We start from the raw sequence: 16,463 nt of genomic DNA on the forward strand, positions 1-16,463 counted from the left end.
CAAGTAACTAATTTAGGTAACGTAAATTCACCTATTTAGATTCAACCACTATGGATTGAAATCCAAAGATTGAGAGAGAGTATATAATGCTAACTTTTGACTTACCAAATTTATCTTCTTTTTTAGAGTGATTTTCAATATAATTTTTTATCATTTCGTCAGTTACATTTCTGCTAGTCCTGACAAATGTCCATAACCCAGTATCTTTTTTTCAGCTCTGGAAAGTTTTGCTGGAACTTTTTCCTTTTATTAACTGCACTAACTTACTAATACTTAAGTATGAGGGTACAGAAACGTATACATGTTGACGCAACTCTACCTCTCTACTTGATTACTTGCACATACTTCTTGTACAACTTCTTTAGCTTTCTGTCCAATATCTCCAACTAATACTGGATATCGATATTTTGTTATCCACACTATGTGATATATATAGAGTTACTGCTTTTTCTATAATATTCCACATTCTTTGAGATTTTTCACCTTAAAATTATATTCTTAAAAGGATGGACTTTAAGTCCAGTGTTTTTCTCCCAAATTTGGGACAATAAAATCTAACGTGACTTCGCGCCAAATGTGATGCTGCTCAGCAGGTAAGCCAATTAACGGGCTACATTTATATACTGCACGCATTGCATTATCTGCTGCTGATCTAAAAAGAGGATTATTTTGATAAGAACTACTATCTGCTACGTTGGCTACAACGATCTCGCCTTTACTGGATAATAATAAGTTAATTTTTATACTAAAATTTTCTTTATAAACTATGCCCTCAGGAATGCTCCAACACTCTGTCAGTTTATCCCTTATAGAATTAATAATTTCTGTTACAGCCAATTCATCATCTTTGTTCTCAATATTTTTCTTATCTCTTATTTCATTTTTCACCTCTTTGATGTCTTCTCTTAGTTTTCTTTCTACACCCTTTTTTCTTTTGGGAATTGGAATACCCTCATCAATTTCCTGTATTTCAATAATTTGCCTCGGTTGTACTAACTCAACTAATTCTTTTTTTCTTTGTGGTATAGGAATAACTGACGAATCATCCGTTTGGGCTTTCATTGAAAAAAGCAAAAAACAACATAGAAACAAAAGAAGAATATAATTAAAATAGAGAGGGCGCATATGTTAAGCAGCTTGTTTTACTGGTTTAAAGCTAATATTGCACATAAAGTCAATATATTTCAATTGACTTAAACTCAAATTTGCTACACTAATTTTATTATCTCTATAATATCATATGGTCAATATACTCCAAATGAGATGGAAAGATGAAGGTGTTATTATAGCTGTTAAAAAATACGGTGATAAAAATTTAATTCTTTCTCTATTTACAAAAAATCATGGAAAGTGCAGAGGATTAACTAAGTTAACAAACAATAGCAATTATAAGTTTCAAATAAGTAATCTATTACATGCAGAATGGAGTGCTAAGCTACCTGAAAATCTAGGTTTTTTAAAGTGCGAATTGATTGAATCTCCATTTCATCATTTCTTTCAAGATAGGTTAAAAAGCATTGCTATTGTTTCTTTCTCGTCTATATTAGAAAAAGTGCTTCCAGAAAGTGAATCCTGCATCAAGTTGTATGATAATTTTAGACACTTCATCGATGTAATAAAACATAATAGCCAGTTTTGGCAAAGTCATTACCTTAACTTAGAGCTTCTGCTTCTTACGCAACTTGGATTTAAGTTAGACCTATCAAAATGTGCTGTAACAGGTGTGAAAGAAAATCTACAATTTATTTCTCCAAAAACTGGTAGAGCAGTGTCAAAAAAAGTAGGTGACTGTTATGCAGATAAATTACTACCTTTTCCACAGATGTTGCATGATGTATACAATAACAACCTACAAAATAGCTACTCATATCAAGAATTCAGACTAGGGTTAAAAATTACAGGGTATTTTTTAAATAAATATCTATTTCTGCAGTTAAATGCGAAATTTCCGGAGTTGAGAAATTTTATGCTATCATTTGAATCTTAGTTACTACTTATTTGAAAGAACTTCAACCAGTAACCACTCTATTTCTACCACTGTTTTTTGCTTTATATAAATATTTGTCAGCACGTACTATAAATTTTTTAACATCATCAAGGTCAGATCTTTGCATTGCTGAAATTCCAATGCTCACAGTTACATTATGGGTTGTATTTTTACCCACAAGTATAAAAGGTTCTTTGGCAATAATTTTCCTTATTCTCTCTGCAATAGTATACGCATCTGATACATTGGTATCTGGCATTACAACAACAAATTCCTCACCACCAAACCTAGCTAATAAATCTGTCACTCTGATATTTTCAGAAATTCTTTTCTGTATTTCCTTTAAAAGTTCATCTCCAGCATTATGCCCAAAGTTATCATTCACCATCTTAAAATAATCTATATCAAGTATCATAAGAGATAAACTTCTATCTTTTTCCACAAAATCCTTAACAATATTTCTTAAGCGTGCATCAAAATATCTTCTATTATAACAGTTAGTTAATGGATCCTTTATAGACATTTCTACATTATTAAATAAATTCATTCTCAAGGCATCTTGATACCTTTTGCGTTTCACTTGCAAATTAACCCTAGCTATTAATTCACTCTCATCTAAAGGTACTGTTAAATAATCATTAGCACCTACATCAAGTGCCTTTACTAAATTGCTTTTATCATAATCTTCAGAAAAGATCAGAATTGGTGTATAACGTGTTTCTACTTTACTACGAAACTTAGAACACAACCGTAGGCCGTCAGTTTTTGAAAACTGCATGTCAGAAATAATCAGGTCGTAATTATCCTTAATACCAACCTTTAATACTTCTTTTGGATCGTGCAGTATTTTAATTGATCTGAAGCGTTGCTTTAGAACATTGTATATCTGCTCTGCTTGAAAGGTGTCCTCATCTACAACAAGTATGTTAGCATCAAAAATCTGATTAGAATAATCCATAATACTGCTTTCTGCTACTCCACCAATCTCAGCATTAGTTTCTCCTCTCAAGCACAACTCATCTATTATCATCTTTAAGCGCACAAGAGACTTAATTCTTGCAGATAAAGCAATTTCATCTATCGGCTTAGTTAGAAAGTCATCCGCACCAGCATTAATTCCTTCCACTCTATCATGAGTGTCATGCAGCGCAGTTACCATAATTATTGGAATATAAGTCGTTAAGGGATCATTCTTTAGCTTCTTACAAACCTCAAAACCACTCATTTTTGGCATCATGACATCAAGTAAGATAATATCTGGCTGCTGTTCCGCTACTAAATCTATCGCCTCCTCTCCATCATAAGCTACAATAACTGTATAGAACTCTGCTTTTAGCTGATCCTCCAAAAGCTTAACATTAGATGGTATATCATCTACTACTAGGATTTTTGCTGTCATTTTTTGTACGATCTACATTGTAAGTAGGATAAAGCTTGCCATCTTCACCAATTATGTAATTGACTTTTTCAACGTTATGCCCTTCATATAATTCTTTAATTCCGGTATCCTTCAACAATTTCCTGACTCTTGATTTTACAACCCAGAAATACCTATATATATTTTTAATAAGATTAAGAAATACAGGTACTTTACTTTTATCAAAAATAATTATACTCACTAAAGCTACAACTAAAATTTCTGAAAGACCTATATTAAACATTTTTCCTATGAAGCAAGTACTTTAACTCTCCTGATTATGAGTATTAATTTACTTAAATCAAGTTTAGAAGCAACCATCTCATCTAAAAAGCTATTGTAACGCTCTATATAATCCTTATCATTAAGAGCCCAAGTTTGAACCTTATCTACATGATTATCAGTAGCTTTTATAACTTTAACAGCTAGCTTATGATGATAATTGCTTAAATCATCTAATAAATCATTAATTAAGCTGCGATCCCAATAAGAAGAATGGCTTTTAATCTTGACAGCAATTGTTCTAATCATATCAAACCTTAGCAGCGACTTTAATTTAAAGTATATTCTACCAGCTTCAAAGATTGATAAAGATGTCTGTTCAGCAATAGATATAACGTCCAGTGCATAAATAAGAATACGTAAATCAGCAACCTTTTTTGCTAGATCTTTATTTATGTTAAGCTCTACCAAAGAGGTTAATCCATGATTATAGATCTTTAACAGGCGATCATCTAAAACATCATGGCCTAAAGTTTCAATTGTACCCCTAAATTTTGTAACATCATCTAGTTCTGTAAGATTAAGTTCACCAAGATTTTTTACTAACCAAAATGACACTCTACCAATAAATTTTTGTACATTTCTCACTATTTGTAAATACAAATCGGCATCAATTTTGCCATCCAATTCATCAATTTCATGCCAAAGGCTATTTAAATTATATAGGTGATTCACAACAATATATATGTTAACTGCTTCATGTACTCTAATTCCAGTACTCTCAACCAAGTTATTAATAAATATACAGCCTATCTTATTTATTACATCATTTGCAATGCAAGTAGAAATAATTTCCCTGCGAAGTTGGTGTTTCAATATGGAATCCTTAAATTTTGTTACCATCTTTTTAGGAAAATAACCTAGCAAGTAGTTATGAGATATAAGATCTTTTTCAGACAGATCGGAATGTATAATTTCATTTTTTATTCCTGTTCTAGCATAAGACATTAGAACAGAGAGCTGAGGAGAACTGAAACCTTCTGCACCAGTTAACATCCTTGCTATCTCTTCTTCAGTTGGAAGAAATTCTACGCTTCGGTTTAACAGACCAGATTTTTCTAAACTGAGTAATAATTTATTGTGCTGCTCCAACTTTTCTTTAGCTTGCAAGCACTCAAGAAGTAATGCTTTTGTTTCAATCCTGTTATGATTTTCAAGTACCTTAGATGCAACTTCATCTATCATGCTAGCCAGTATTTCATTCCTTTTTTCCAAGGAAATTCCCCCTTCTTTCATAATTGCAACAAAAGCAATCTTGATGTTAACTTCAAGATCAGAACATATTACTCCTGCTGAATTATCAATAAAATCTGCATTGATATACCCACCTATTTTAGCGTATTCTACCCTTCCAAGCTGCGTGCAACCAAGGTTGCCACCCTCTATAAACATAGAAGCTCTAATATCATGACCGTTTACTCTTAATTCATCATTTGCTTTATCGCCAACTATGCCATGGTTTTCACTTTTTGCCTTAACAAAGGTGCCAATTCCTCCATTCCATATGAAATCCACTTTTGCCTTGAGCAAATATCGAATCAAATCATTTGGAGATAATGTATCTTCCGTTATATCAAAGCACTTTTTCATTTCTTGAGAAATTTCTACTTGTTTGCTACTACGTTCAAATATCCCGCCACCATGAGAAATCAAATCTTTATTGTAATCCATCCAAGTGGAAAACGGTAATTCAAAGAGCCGTTTACGCTCCACGAAACTCTTTTCCGCATCAGGAGTTGGATCAACAAAAATATGCATATGATTAAATGCTCCAATTAAACTCATATTTCTTGAAAGCAGCATGCCGTTCCCAAATAGATCACCAGCCATATCTCCAATTCCAATAACAGTTGTATCCTGGTAAATATCCTTATTCATTCTCCAAAAATGGCGTTGTGCTGCAATCCATGCACCTCTTGCTGTAATACCCATCTTTTTGTGGTCATAACCTGCTGATCCACCAGATGCAAATGCATCTTCGAGCCAAAAGTTACATTCAGAGGATATTTCGTTTGCATAATCAGAAAATGAAGCAGTGCCTTTATCTGCTGCAACTACCAAATATGGATCATCTTCGTCATACCTAATCACATTTTCTGGTGGAGTTATTTTGCCATCAACTACATTATCAGTAATATCAAGCATTCCTCTGATGAAATTCTTATAGCATTCAACACCTTTCTCCCTTAAAATGTTTTTGTCTTTATAAACTTGCTTGATTACAAACCCACCCTTTGCGCCAACAGGTACAATGATCGCATTTTTTGTCATCTGGGCTTTCATGAGTCCCAAAACTTCAGTGCGAAAATCTTCCGTTCTATCCGACCATCTCAAACCACCACGAGCCAACTTCCCTCCTCTTAGATGTATTCCCTCAAAAAGGTTTGAATAAACATACAATTCACGGTATGGGCGCGGGTCAGGTAAACCATTTATTTTACTTGAATCAAATTTGATAGATAAGTATGGCTTATCATCTTGATAATAACTGGTTCTCAAAATTGCCATTATCAAGTTAAATATCGAACGCAAAACGTAATCATGTGAAACGTTGCTGATCTCTTTTAGTAGTTCTTCAATTTTTTCCTGGAAAATGTTAGTAGTTTCTGCTCTATCAATATCTATATTAGGATTGAATCTTGCACGAAATAGCTGTATCAGATATTTCACTATTTTTGGGTACTCTGAGACCACTTTTTGGATATATTCTGGGTTATAGTTAAATAACGTCTGCTTTAGATAGGCACTTAGCACCCTAATAAGAAGCACTTCCTTCCATTTGAGCCCAGCAATAATGATCAAACTGTTGAAATAGTCATTTTTAATTTCCTTGTTGAACACTTTTGCAAGCGTTATTTCAAATTGCTCTTTCAGAGTAATGTCACTTATTAACTCATCGACTCTTGACAACACAAAGTGGTGTATCCATATTCCAACATTGATTTCTATATAATAACCATTATGAGATAGAATTTTTGCTCCCAAATTCTTAGTAATTTTTAATATCTTTGATAATTCAAGACCACCATTGCTTGGAGTATAAACTTTTAACTGATAGTTAAGATTGTCACAAGTAAGTCTCAAATCAACCTCACTTACTCCTTTCTTCCTTACTATCTCCAATTTTTTCATGTCATAATATGCATCATGAGGTTCAAAATTCTCTTGATAGCTTACCGGAAATGCATTGGAATAGCGGATGAATACATCCTCAACAGTACTAAAAGTATTATATAAATTGTCTATAAAACGATCTTCCCACTTTTCCGTAATGTTTCTTAATTTGTTTTCGATACGCAAAACTTCATAATCAAGAACGCTAGCATTTTTGGCCTTTAGTACTACATGTAATTTCATCAGATCATATTCATTGATAATGTGATTGTTATAAATATCTGAACTTCCTGAACTTGTTTCATCCTTCAATATATCACGTATCTTGAACATTAGCCTAGCGCTAGCATAACGCATCGGTATCAGTACTATGCAACTAATAAAGTTCCCTAGCTTTCTCAAAAATAACTTGACTCTTGGTCTAATCGCAAGAGACATGATCGAGGTGCAAGTTTCAAATAACTCGTCTTCATTTGATTGGAATAATTCGTCACAAGAAAATGCCTGTAAAATGGAAATTAAAGCTTTATTGTTATGGCCACCAGGAACAAATCCTGCCTTTTTTTCTATTGTTGTAACCTTATCCTTTATTAACGGAATAGTTCGAATATCTTGCACTTCTGCTATAGAAGTAAATAGCCCAAAAAAATGCTGTTCCCTTATTACATCACCCTGATCATTAAATTCTTTCACTCCTATACAATTCATATAGGTACGCCGATGAACTATTGAGATTAGGTCTGATCTTAGTATGTATAAAGAATTCAAGCTTTCAGAAGAAATTGATGAATTTTGGTACTCTTCACTTGCTCTCATTAACCCGAGGCTCTCCTTACCACTTAGAGCAAGCTTTCCTTCTTTATTAGTAATGTATTCTTGATAACCTAAAAATACAAAATTGTTATTTTTCAACCAAGCTAGAAAATCTCTACCTCCATTATCCAATGACGGATGCTCAAAAAGCTTCTTGAGCATCAATTGCCAGTCCTTTACAACGCAGTTAACTGCTTTTAGCGTCTTTCGTAGAGATTCTTCTAGTGTATCAACAAAGCTACCACTTATGCCTTTAATAATTACATATATTACTGACTCTTTGATTCCATTACTTTCTTCCAAAAGATGAATTTTATCTATTAGGCTATTTTTTCTTTGAACATTAATTATGCTGTTACTATAATAGCATATGGTTAAACCGTGTGACTTAATAGTGGAAATGACAGAATCCACTAAAAAGGGCATGTCATAATTTGTGACTTTAATTATAGTGAAATTGCTTTCTATTCCTGAAATATCATTTACATTACTTACTGCCAATTTACTTTCTTCTTTTTCTTTTTTAAGAATGAAGTTGTATGCATCTTCTGCAATGTATAAAAGAAATTTATCGTTGACTTTTAGGTCACTATTATAAACAAAATTATAAAAGTACGGTATAAACTCTTTAATTTTTTCTTTCTCTTTTTTATTCCCTTGATCAACTAGCTTAAATAAAGACTCAACATTAACATTATGATTTATACACATTTTTCAAAACAAAAATACACAGCGAATCTAGATCTTTTTAACTAAGATTTCGTTACCAGAAGTATACACTATTAGCTCATCTCCTTCTACTATTTCCCCCGATAAAACTAACTTAGCTAGATTATTTTGAATGCATTCTTGTATTACCCTTTTCAGAGGTCGCGCTCCATATTCAGGGTCATATCCAGTTTGTGCTATTAGTTCTTTAGCTTCTTGCGATAAATTAATACTAAGTTTACGCTTAGCAAGCATCTTTTGTAAATAAGAGAATTGAACATCTATAATTTTATCAATGTCATCTTTGGTTAAGCTGTGGAATATAATAATTTCATCCAGTCTATTTAAAAATTCTGGACGAAACGCTGACTTAACTATTTTCATCACCTCATCTTTCACAGATTCGGTAGTTCCTCTTAGCATTATCTCAGCGCCAAGGTTAGAAGTTAAAATCAGTATGGTATTGCGAAAATCAATTAATTTGCCATGGCTATCGGTGAGTCTACCTTCATCCAAAATCTGCAGTAATATATTAAATATATCTGGATTTGCCTTTTCTATCTCATCAAATAAAATTACCTGATATGGTCTTCTCCTTACTGCTTCGGTTAATCTGCCACCTTGTTCATAACCAACATATCCTGGAGGAGCACCAATTAACTTTGAAACGGAGTGTTTTTCCATATACTCTGACATATCAAAGCGTAGAAGTGCTGATTGACCATCAAACAAAAATTTGGCAAGAGATTTTGCTAACTCTGTTTTTCCAACTCCGGTTGGACCTAAGAATAAAAATGAACCAAAAGGTCGATTAGTATCCTGAACACCAGAACGGGAGCGCCTTACTGCATTACTTATCGCTTCAATTGCATCTCTCTGCCCTATTACTCTTTTTCCTATTTCATTTTCCATGTTAAGGAGCTTTTCCTTTTCACTATGCATCATGTTATCAACTGGAATGCCTGTCCATTTTGAAACAATATTTGCAATATCACTCTCAGTAACTTTTTCCTGATTTTTTAACTCATTTTCAAGTTGAGGAATCACACCATACATCAATTCCCCTGCCCTTCCTAAATTTCCATTCCGCTGAGCCAATTCTAGCTCTTTCCTCGCGTTATCCAATTTTTCAGCAGTTTCTTGTATTTTAGCTATTTTATTCTTTTCCATCTGCCATTTACTGCTTAAGTCAGCAAATTTACTGTTTAGACTCTCAATTTCCTCATTTATCTTTTTTAAACGTTGCTTAGAGTTTTCATCACTTTCTTTTTTCAAAGCCTCTGACTCAATTTTCAGCTGTATAATCTTTCTTTCAAGCTCATCAACAACCTCAGGCTTGCTGTCCATTTCAATTCTAACCCTACTTGCTGCTTCATCAATTAAATCGATCGCTTTATCAGGTAAAAACCTATCTGTTATATATCTATTAGAAAGCGTTGCAGCAGCGATTATTGCACCATCTGTGATTCTAATACCATGGTGTACCTCATACCTCTCCTTCAAACCCCTCAGTATTGAAATAGTATCAGTCTCAGTCGGTTGAGAAATAAACACAGGCTGAAAACGCCTTGCAAGCGCAGGGTCTTTCTCTATATGTTGACGATACTCATCCAAAGTTGTAGCCCCTATACAGCGAATTTCTCCACGCGCAAGAGCAGGCTTGAGCAAATTTGAAGCATCCATCGCACCACTTGTCGCTCCTGCTCCCACTAAAGTATGAAGCTCATCTATAAACAAAATAACTTTTCCCTCTGCTTTTGAAATCTCATTAATCACTGCTTTTAGTCTCTCTTCAAACTCCCCTCTAAATTTTGTTCCAGCAATTAATGCACCAAGATCCAAAGCTAAAACTTTTGCATCACGCAAACCAAGTGGTACATCATTTGCAACAATTCTGTTTGCTAAACCTTCAACTATTGCAGTTTTTCCAACACCAGGTTCACCTATCAGTACTGGATTATTTTTTGTTCGCCTCAACGATACCTGCATAATTCTTCTGATTTCCTCATCACGACCAATTACAGGATCAAGCTTACCTTGCATAGCAAGCTCTGTAATATCTTTTGTATACCTCTTTGCCGCATTTAATTTTTCCTCGCTATTTGGAGAGTCTGCACTGCCACCTTTTCTCATTTCTGCAATAACTGAATTTAATTTTTGCGGTGTTACACCACCTTCTGCTAAAATTTTACCTACAATTTCATCTTTTTGTGCAGCAAGGCCCTGCAACAACCGCTCAACAGTAACAAATATGTCTTTATTTCTCCTCGCAATACCAATTGAATCATCAAAAACTTTTGCTACCTCTCTTGAAAGCTGAAGTCCACCACTACCTGGTCCTCTAACCACTGGAAACTTTTTAATTGTACTACTCACAGCATCAGAAATATTCTGAACATTTCCACCACAAGTGCATATCAAATCCTGAACTAAACCTGACTCATCTTCAAGCATTACTTTAAGTAAATGTTCAGGCATAAAAATCTGATGCCCAGCTCCCAATGCTTTGATTTGAGCGCTCTGGATTAGGCTTTTTGCTTTTTCGGTAAATTTATTTAAGTCCATAATACAAATTTAACTCATACTTGCTAGTATATATAACAACTACTTTCTCAATTTTAAACTTAAAGTCATTCATCATTCAATCACTATGGATTTCAATCCATAGTGATTGAATATTTGATCGTAGGGCTTATCTTTGTTGTGCCTTGACCTTAACATAGCTACATTTCTAGTTTTTTTTCCATTATCGTTTATAATGTTAGGATTAGCGCCTTTTTCCAGAAAAAATTTGATAATCCTTAAATCACCATAATATGCAGCATTATGTAGTGCTGTGCTTCTATACTTGTTAATAATGTTTACGTTAACTCCCTCATCTATTAAAAACCTCACTATCTCTAAACATCCTCTTCTGCAGCGTAATGTAACGCAGTTAACTTAGGCATGTGTGTATCAGTATCTAATAAATTTTTTACTGAGAATTTTACAGTTTCTAAGTTACAATTTTGAGAAGCAATGCGTAATATCGTTTTATAATTATCTGCAGCTTTTGCCTTCATGTAGGAATAGGTAGCAATAATACATACTATTACTGTTATAAGCCACCAAAAATGCAGCTTGTTTTTTGTATCTTGACTCAATTTATCCATATTCAACATCTTTTTAATATAAAATAGATCATTTACTCATTTTTTATTAACATTACTTACTCAAAGATGCTGACAACATAGTAAGGTAACCCGATCTGGCTTTGTTGCATAGCGAGTAGAGATGGAAGAAAAAAGGGAGAAAATCTAAAGAAAGTGGTTACTTTATTAAGAAATAAACATTTTTTAGAGTATATGCCACAGAAGATGAAAGTCAGTAATCATTAAAGAGTATAATCAATTTTTAGAAAAAAGAGGAAATGTCTTTCATTTTATCGATGAAGCTATAGAAAACTGGTACGAAAGTTCAGAAAAAATTCCTGGAGATTTATAGCGATAAGGTTGTTATTGCAGTACATATAGTCGTTAATCTATTTAGAATAGGCTTAAGGCAAGCAGTTGGATTTATAAAAGGATATTTACAAAGTATAGTGAAGAATCTCCAAGTGATAACAAGCTTCTCGTCGACTAAACAAACTTAATTTAAAACTGTATGACCACAGGACAGATAAAAATGACGTAGAGAATATTGAAGTTGCTATGGATAGCACCGTAATTCATATTTATAGCAACAGCAGTCAGCATAACAAAGACAACACCAAAATAAGGAAGTATAATGTTACAGATCAAGTAAGAAAGTTACATGTTGCTTTAGATGCAAATAGCAAAAAGGCAATAGCAATTCGATATACTAATTTTCTTTCACATGATAGCATCTAAAATACTAAAGGAAATGGGTGATATCTATAAGATTAAGTCTCTGCGTGCAGATGGAGCTTATGATACAGATAATTTATATAAGTTGTGCAATCAATACAATTTGAAACCCATCATAAAGCCAAGAAAAAATGCAAAAATCTGCAGCAATATAGATTATCTATCAGAAAGAAACAACAACATTAGTATAAGGAAAACTTACCCACTGGAAAAAGAAGACAAGGTATGAAATACGTTCACGTATCGAGAGTTTTTTCCTGAGGCTCAAAAAAACATTTGGATTTAGTTTTAAGAATAAATCTGAGGTGAATCGCTCTCAAGAGGTGCTTTTAAAATGCTATTTGATTAATAACTTTACTGATATAGGTATGCCTATTTTCAAATTTACCTCGTAAATTCCTTTCATTACTCTTACTCATTCCTTGTCATTCAACAAAGCCTCCCATCTCTACTCGCTATGCAACAAAGCCTGGGAGGGGCTATATTTCTTACGGCAGAGCGATAAATGATTGCCGATTAATCAAATGCTAGGAGAGGGTATGGGTAGTTTGATTTTTTATGTTATTCTAAAAAGAAGATATACTATATTTAATATAAAATTTATATTTATATATTAATATTATACTAGTTTTTTCATTAAGGAGAATATTATGAAAAGTAATACAAAAAGTGCTGCTGCATATAAGAACCTGTTCATAATCTTTTCAGAAGCAAAGCAGCGAAAGCAAGAACGACCATTTGCAGGCTAGTGTTGAGTTTCCGCTCGCAATTTTTCCAAAGTCGCCTACATTTTTGCAACCAAGCAAAAGATCTCTCAACAACCCATGTCCTCTTCCTGCAAGACTTCAGATCTGCTACAATAATCTCAAACTTTCCTCGACTTATATCACTTGGATATAAACTTCCCATATCCTACTTTATCCTCTCATTCTATCCCTTTTTTGAGATCATGTACAGGTTCTTAGATGAAAATGGTCGAGGTCCATTATATCAAGCAATCAATTGTGACAACGATAAACGCGAAAAATATGTGGAGTTGCTTCTAAAGTATGGTGCAGATCCTAATCAGAAGGTTAATGGCTCCAGAGTTATAGAGTGTGCTTCATATTTCACTAATAATTGTGTAATGAATTTGATTAAAACGCTTACTCTGCCATACGGTAGCAATGATAAAGTTAAAGGGTTGATGGCTGAATACGGTGGAGTTGATAGACGTTATCTACGTGATCAAACGATACTGACTTGTTGTTGCTTAATCGTCGCTTCTGCTACTTTTTTTAGTATAGTTTCTCCTTTGCGCTATGTACCGACAGCAATATTTGCACTTGCTGCATGTTTTTTTATTAAAAATGCTGTACATGCTGCATTTTTTGCAAAAGAACCTTCTACTGAGTTTACCGAAGCTAGAGCTTATCCAGAAATTAGTAAAAGAAGCTATAATATCTAAAGTTTTAGTACTGGGTAAAGATGAGAAAAAAGCATCCAGCAGAGCTAAATCGAAGGGAATGGGCAAGAATAGAAAGCTACTCCAGAGTATCATACAGGAAAGGAGGAAGGTCGTCAAAGTATAGCAAAAGAGAAATATTAGAAGCAATTTTCTATGTATTGTTTACAGGTGTAAATGGCGGTATTTACTAAATGATTTTCCGCTATGGAAAACTGTGTATGATCAGTCAAGTGTTTGTATAGTAATCTGTACAGACTACAGAAAAAGGGGAATCAAAGGCTATTTAAGAAAGTAAAGGGTAGAAAAAGGCATATAATTACAGATACTCATGGTTTTATACTAGATTGTTACGTAAGCGCTGCTAATGAAAATGATAAAGGTGGCATTAAATAATATAAGAAAAAAATATACTATAGTTAAAAAATGTGATGGGATACCAAGGAGAAAATTTAAAAAATCATATAAAGGAAGAATATGGTATGGATATTGAGATTGTCAAAAGGCCTTCATGTAAGTTCTAAGTCAATAAAGACACACCGCCTTAGCTACTACCAATGAGGGGTTTAAAGTACAGCCAAGAAGGTGGGTTGTAGAAAGGACTTTTGCTTTAGGAATAGAAGACTATCGAAAGAATAAGATTTACTCACTGAAAATTTCATATATCTGGCTATGAGTAGAGTTATGTTAAGGAGAGAAATATGCTTGAGTTTATCAATTCCCGAACAAGTTCTAATCATTAATGTTATACACGTTCTTTTCTTTTTCTATTCTCTCTTGTTCTTCAATACAATACATAGCAAGCGGATTAGCTTTAAGTCTTTCAACTCCTATTTCTTCTCCCGTTCCATCGCAGTAACCATAAATGCCTAATTTTATTTTTTCCAACGCCTCCTTAATTTTTTCTTTTCTATCTTTTCGGCGCTTAATTAATTCTCCATTTTCACTATCTCTATCAGAATAAATACTACTATCTTCTAGATCTTGTTTCTCCATTTCAGAGAGTATTGATTGTAACTTTAAGCTAAAGTATTCCAGTTGTTTTACGTTCATATATTCTTCATTTTCTGAAGGAACGTAATCTTCCGGTAACTTTATTTTTATTAATTTTTCCATAGCATTATCAATAAAATATATTAAAACTTATATAACTTGTAAACACAAAAAATTATACTACCCTCAAAGTAAACACTATAATTTATAATAAACATTTAAAATCCTGATATGATTAGTTTGGTAAAAAAAATAGTAATAAATAATAATAATCTTACTTATATAGTAAGTATTTTTATTATAATGTTAAGTTTATCTTCATATACACTTGAAAACAACAGTAAACAAGAAGTCATATTAACATTAACATGGATATGTGCTACATTTGTTTTGCAGATCTCTACAAATAATTTATTTACATCTGATTATCATGATGGAATATTAGAGCAAATCTTTGTACAGCCACTCTCTTCTAGGCTGATAGTTGCTTATAAAATCTTCGCTCACTGGTTGTTATTTGGGTTACCGATTTCAGTAATTTCTTTCATGTTCAGCTTTGCAATTCTAGGCAATAATATTGAATATTCAATAGCAGTTGGAGTGTCTTTATTATTTAATACGCTGATAATCATTAATATTTCAGCTACTGGAAATGCATTGATGATTGGTCGAAATAACTTAGCATCAGGAGTGTCGCAAATTCTTGTTTTGCCAATGATAATGCCAACTTTTGTATATTTTAAATTGCTAACTCAATTTGAAAATTTATCCTTGAATATTTATACACTACTAATCACCATCTTAATTTTTGTCATTTTAATTGTTAACAGCACTATAACTACTCACATAGCATTAAAATTTGCTGTGGAGCAGGATTGAAAAAACTTACTAGTTATTTACTTGTATCTGCTTAGTTAAGGGTGTTAACTTAAGTAGAGATGGAGACATTAGACTTCTTGCATGAATTGAAGAGTTACAGCGTGTGAAACCATTATTGGATTTCAGACTGGCTGGTTATGCAAGAAATCTAATATCTATCGAAGAGTCAGAAACTTTTATAACTTACCTTTAATCAACCTAACCCATGCGTGCCAATCTCTCTCACCAAGATTGCTTTCGAAAGACAGAAGATCCTTTACGGCTTTTGAGCAAATTTCTTCACTTGGAATTGACAACTCCCTATTCATTGCTAGCTTCAGTCATTGTGTTTTACAAGCTTGTTCTAAGTGATACGTATAAAACATTGCTTCTTGTATAGTCTGACCACATGTTATAGATCCATGATTGCGCATTAACATCACAAAATTTTCTTTCAAATCAGCTATTAATCTTTTTCCTTCTGTATCATCAAGTGCCAGGGAATTATAATCATGGTAAGATACCTTATTATAAAAGTGCAGCGCCCACTGACTTATTGGGAGTAATCCATCCTTGAGAGAAGAAACTGCTACAATAAAAGGTGTATGTAGATGAAAAATTGCTTGAATATCTTTCCTTGCTTGATAAATGAAGCCATGGATTACATAGCCAGTTTTATTATATTGATATTCTTTGCCTTCAATTATATTTCCATCAAACGATACTTTCATCAATGAACTTTCATCTACTTCATCAAAACGTATACCAAACGGATAAACATAAAATGACTTTTTATCTTCAGAACGTACAGAGAGATGATTATACGTATGATCATCTAATTTAAGATAAGATAAAATCTGATAAGCGTTAACTAGGTCTCTTTTCAACTCACTATTTGTTAATAACATAGCTCTTGACTAAAATTTTCTAAAGATTTATACGTGAAAAAAAGTTTATTACAAACTAAAAGGTGAACCTACG

Annotated in this window: 9 protein-coding genes and 6 pseudogenes; 5 read left to right on the forward strand and 10 right to left on the reverse strand. The window is 33.1% G+C overall.

Annotation, left to right across the window (positions count from 1 at the left end; translation table 11 throughout):
* Positions 1 to 31 precede the first annotated feature (31 nt).
* Positions 32 to 464 (reverse strand): annotated as a pseudogene (gene tnpA / locus JSQ73_RS00880) (IS200/IS605 family transposase).
* Positions 465 to 513: 49 nt separating this feature from the next.
* Complete coding sequence (locus JSQ73_RS00885) at positions 514 to 1,062, reverse strand: hypothetical protein (RefSeq protein ID WP_214249372.1); 549 nt, start codon at positions 1,060 to 1,062, stop codon at positions 514 to 516.
* Positions 1,063 to 1,258: 196 nt separating this feature from the next.
* Between JSQ73_RS00885 and recO the strand changes: the two genes are divergently transcribed.
* Complete coding sequence (gene recO, locus JSQ73_RS00890; protein ID WP_214249378.1) at positions 1,259 to 1,987, forward strand: DNA repair protein RecO; 729 nt, start codon at positions 1,259 to 1,261, stop codon at positions 1,985 to 1,987.
* Positions 1,988 to 2,009: 22 nt separating this feature from the next.
* On the opposite strand, the gene JSQ73_RS00895 is transcribed toward recO, so the two are convergent.
* From JSQ73_RS00895 to JSQ73_RS00915, 5 genes and pseudogenes are all read right to left on the reverse strand, one after another.
* On the reverse strand, positions 2,010 to 3,386 hold the full coding sequence (locus JSQ73_RS00895; RefSeq protein ID WP_214249373.1) for a PleD family two-component system response regulator: 1,377 nt from the start codon (positions 3,384 to 3,386) through the stop codon (positions 2,010 to 2,012).
* The gene (tatB, locus tag JSQ73_RS00900) at positions 3,358 to 3,648 is read right to left on the reverse strand and encodes a Sec-independent protein translocase subunit TatB (protein ID WP_214249374.1); all 291 of its coding nucleotides are present in this window, start codon (positions 3,646 to 3,648) and stop codon (positions 3,358 to 3,360) included. Before tatB ends, JSQ73_RS00895 begins: the two co-directional genes overlap by 29 nt.
* A gap of 5 nt (positions 3,649 to 3,653) precedes the next feature.
* Positions 3,654 to 8,324 (reverse strand): NAD-glutamate dehydrogenase, encoded by a 4,671-nt coding sequence (locus JSQ73_RS00905; protein ID WP_214249375.1) that lies wholly within the window; start codon positions 8,322 to 8,324, stop codon positions 3,654 to 3,656.
* A 27-nt stretch (positions 8,325 to 8,351) separates the two neighbouring features.
* A complete protein-coding gene (clpB, locus tag JSQ73_RS00910; RefSeq protein ID WP_214249376.1) occupies positions 8,352 to 10,886 on the reverse strand; it encodes an ATP-dependent chaperone ClpB in 2,535 nt (844 codons plus the stop codon).
* Positions 10,887 to 10,958: 72 nt separating this feature from the next.
* A pseudogene (locus tag JSQ73_RS00915) lies at positions 10,959 to 11,473 on the reverse strand (ankyrin repeat domain-containing protein).
* Between the two features lie 192 nt (positions 11,474 to 11,665).
* On the opposite strand from JSQ73_RS00915, the pseudogene JSQ73_RS06895 reads away from it, so the two are divergent.
* A pseudogene (locus JSQ73_RS06895) lies at positions 11,666 to 12,582 on the forward strand (IS5 family transposase).
* A gap of 298 nt (positions 12,583 to 12,880) precedes the next feature.
* On the opposite strand, the pseudogene JSQ73_RS00930 reads toward JSQ73_RS06895, so the two are convergent.
* Positions 12,881 to 13,018, reverse strand: a pseudogene (locus JSQ73_RS00930) (IS5/IS1182 family transposase); the annotation flags it as partial.
* A gap of 118 nt (positions 13,019 to 13,136) precedes the next feature.
* Here JSQ73_RS00930 and JSQ73_RS00935 point away from each other — a divergent pair.
* Positions 13,137 to 13,634, forward strand: a complete 498-nt coding sequence (locus JSQ73_RS00935) for a hypothetical protein (RefSeq protein WP_234301794.1) — start codon at positions 13,137 to 13,139, stop codon at positions 13,632 to 13,634.
* Positions 13,635 to 13,654: 20 nt separating this feature from the next.
* Positions 13,655 to 14,330: pseudogene (locus JSQ73_RS00940) on the forward strand (transposase); the annotation flags it as partial.
* A 33-nt stretch (positions 14,331 to 14,363) separates the two neighbouring features.
* Here JSQ73_RS00940 and JSQ73_RS00945 read toward each other — a convergent pair.
* Positions 14,364 to 14,747, reverse strand: coding sequence for a TraR/DksA family transcriptional regulator (locus tag JSQ73_RS00945; protein WP_015588461.1), 384 nt, complete (start codon positions 14,745 to 14,747; stop codon positions 14,364 to 14,366).
* Positions 14,748 to 14,855: 108 nt separating this feature from the next.
* Between JSQ73_RS00945 and JSQ73_RS00950 the strand changes: the two genes are divergently transcribed.
* The gene (locus tag JSQ73_RS00950; RefSeq protein WP_214250097.1) at positions 14,856 to 15,503 is read left to right on the forward strand and encodes a heme exporter protein CcmB; all 648 of its coding nucleotides are present in this window, start codon (positions 14,856 to 14,858) and stop codon (positions 15,501 to 15,503) included.
* Between the two features lie 176 nt (positions 15,504 to 15,679).
* Here the strand turns inward: JSQ73_RS00950 and JSQ73_RS00955 are convergent.
* Positions 15,680 to 16,390: pseudogene (locus JSQ73_RS00955) on the reverse strand (class II aldolase/adducin family protein).
* Positions 16,391 to 16,463 lie beyond the last annotated feature (73 nt).

Source organism: Wolbachia endosymbiont of Anopheles demeilloni (assembly GCF_018491735.2).
GTDB lineage: Bacteria > Pseudomonadota > Alphaproteobacteria > Rickettsiales > Anaplasmataceae > Wolbachia.

Bases quoted from the DNA above. Each gene is read 5' to 3' on its own strand.
- clpB (WP_214249376.1), bottom strand. From the start codon at position 10,886: ATGGACTTAAATAAATTTACCGAAAAAGCAAAAAGCCTAATCCAGAGC.
- JSQ73_RS00935 (WP_234301794.1), top strand. From the start codon at position 13,137: ATGTACAGGTTCTTAGATGAAAATGGTCGAGGTCCATTATATCAAGCA.
- JSQ73_RS00945 (WP_015588461.1), bottom strand. From the start codon at position 14,747: ATGGAAAAATTAATAAAAATAAAGTTACCGGAAGATTACGTTCCTTCA.
- recO (WP_214249378.1), top strand. From the start codon at position 1,259: ATGAGATGGAAAGATGAAGGTGTTATTATAGCTGTTAAAAAATACGGT.
- JSQ73_RS00950 (WP_214250097.1), top strand. From the start codon at position 14,856: ATGATTAGTTTGGTAAAAAAAATAGTAATAAATAATAATAATCTTACT.
- JSQ73_RS00885 (WP_214249372.1), bottom strand. From the start codon at position 1,062: ATGAAAGCCCAAACGGATGATTCGTCAGTTATTCCTATACCACAAAGA.
- tatB (WP_214249374.1), bottom strand. From the start codon at position 3,648: ATGTTTAATATAGGTCTTTCAGAAATTTTAGTTGTAGCTTTAGTGAGT.
- JSQ73_RS00895 (WP_214249373.1), bottom strand. From the start codon at position 3,386: ATGACAGCAAAAATCCTAGTAGTAGATGATATACCATCTAATGTTAAG.
- JSQ73_RS00905 (WP_214249375.1), bottom strand. From the start codon at position 8,324: ATGTGTATAAATCATAATGTTAATGTTGAGTCTTTATTTAAGCTAGTT.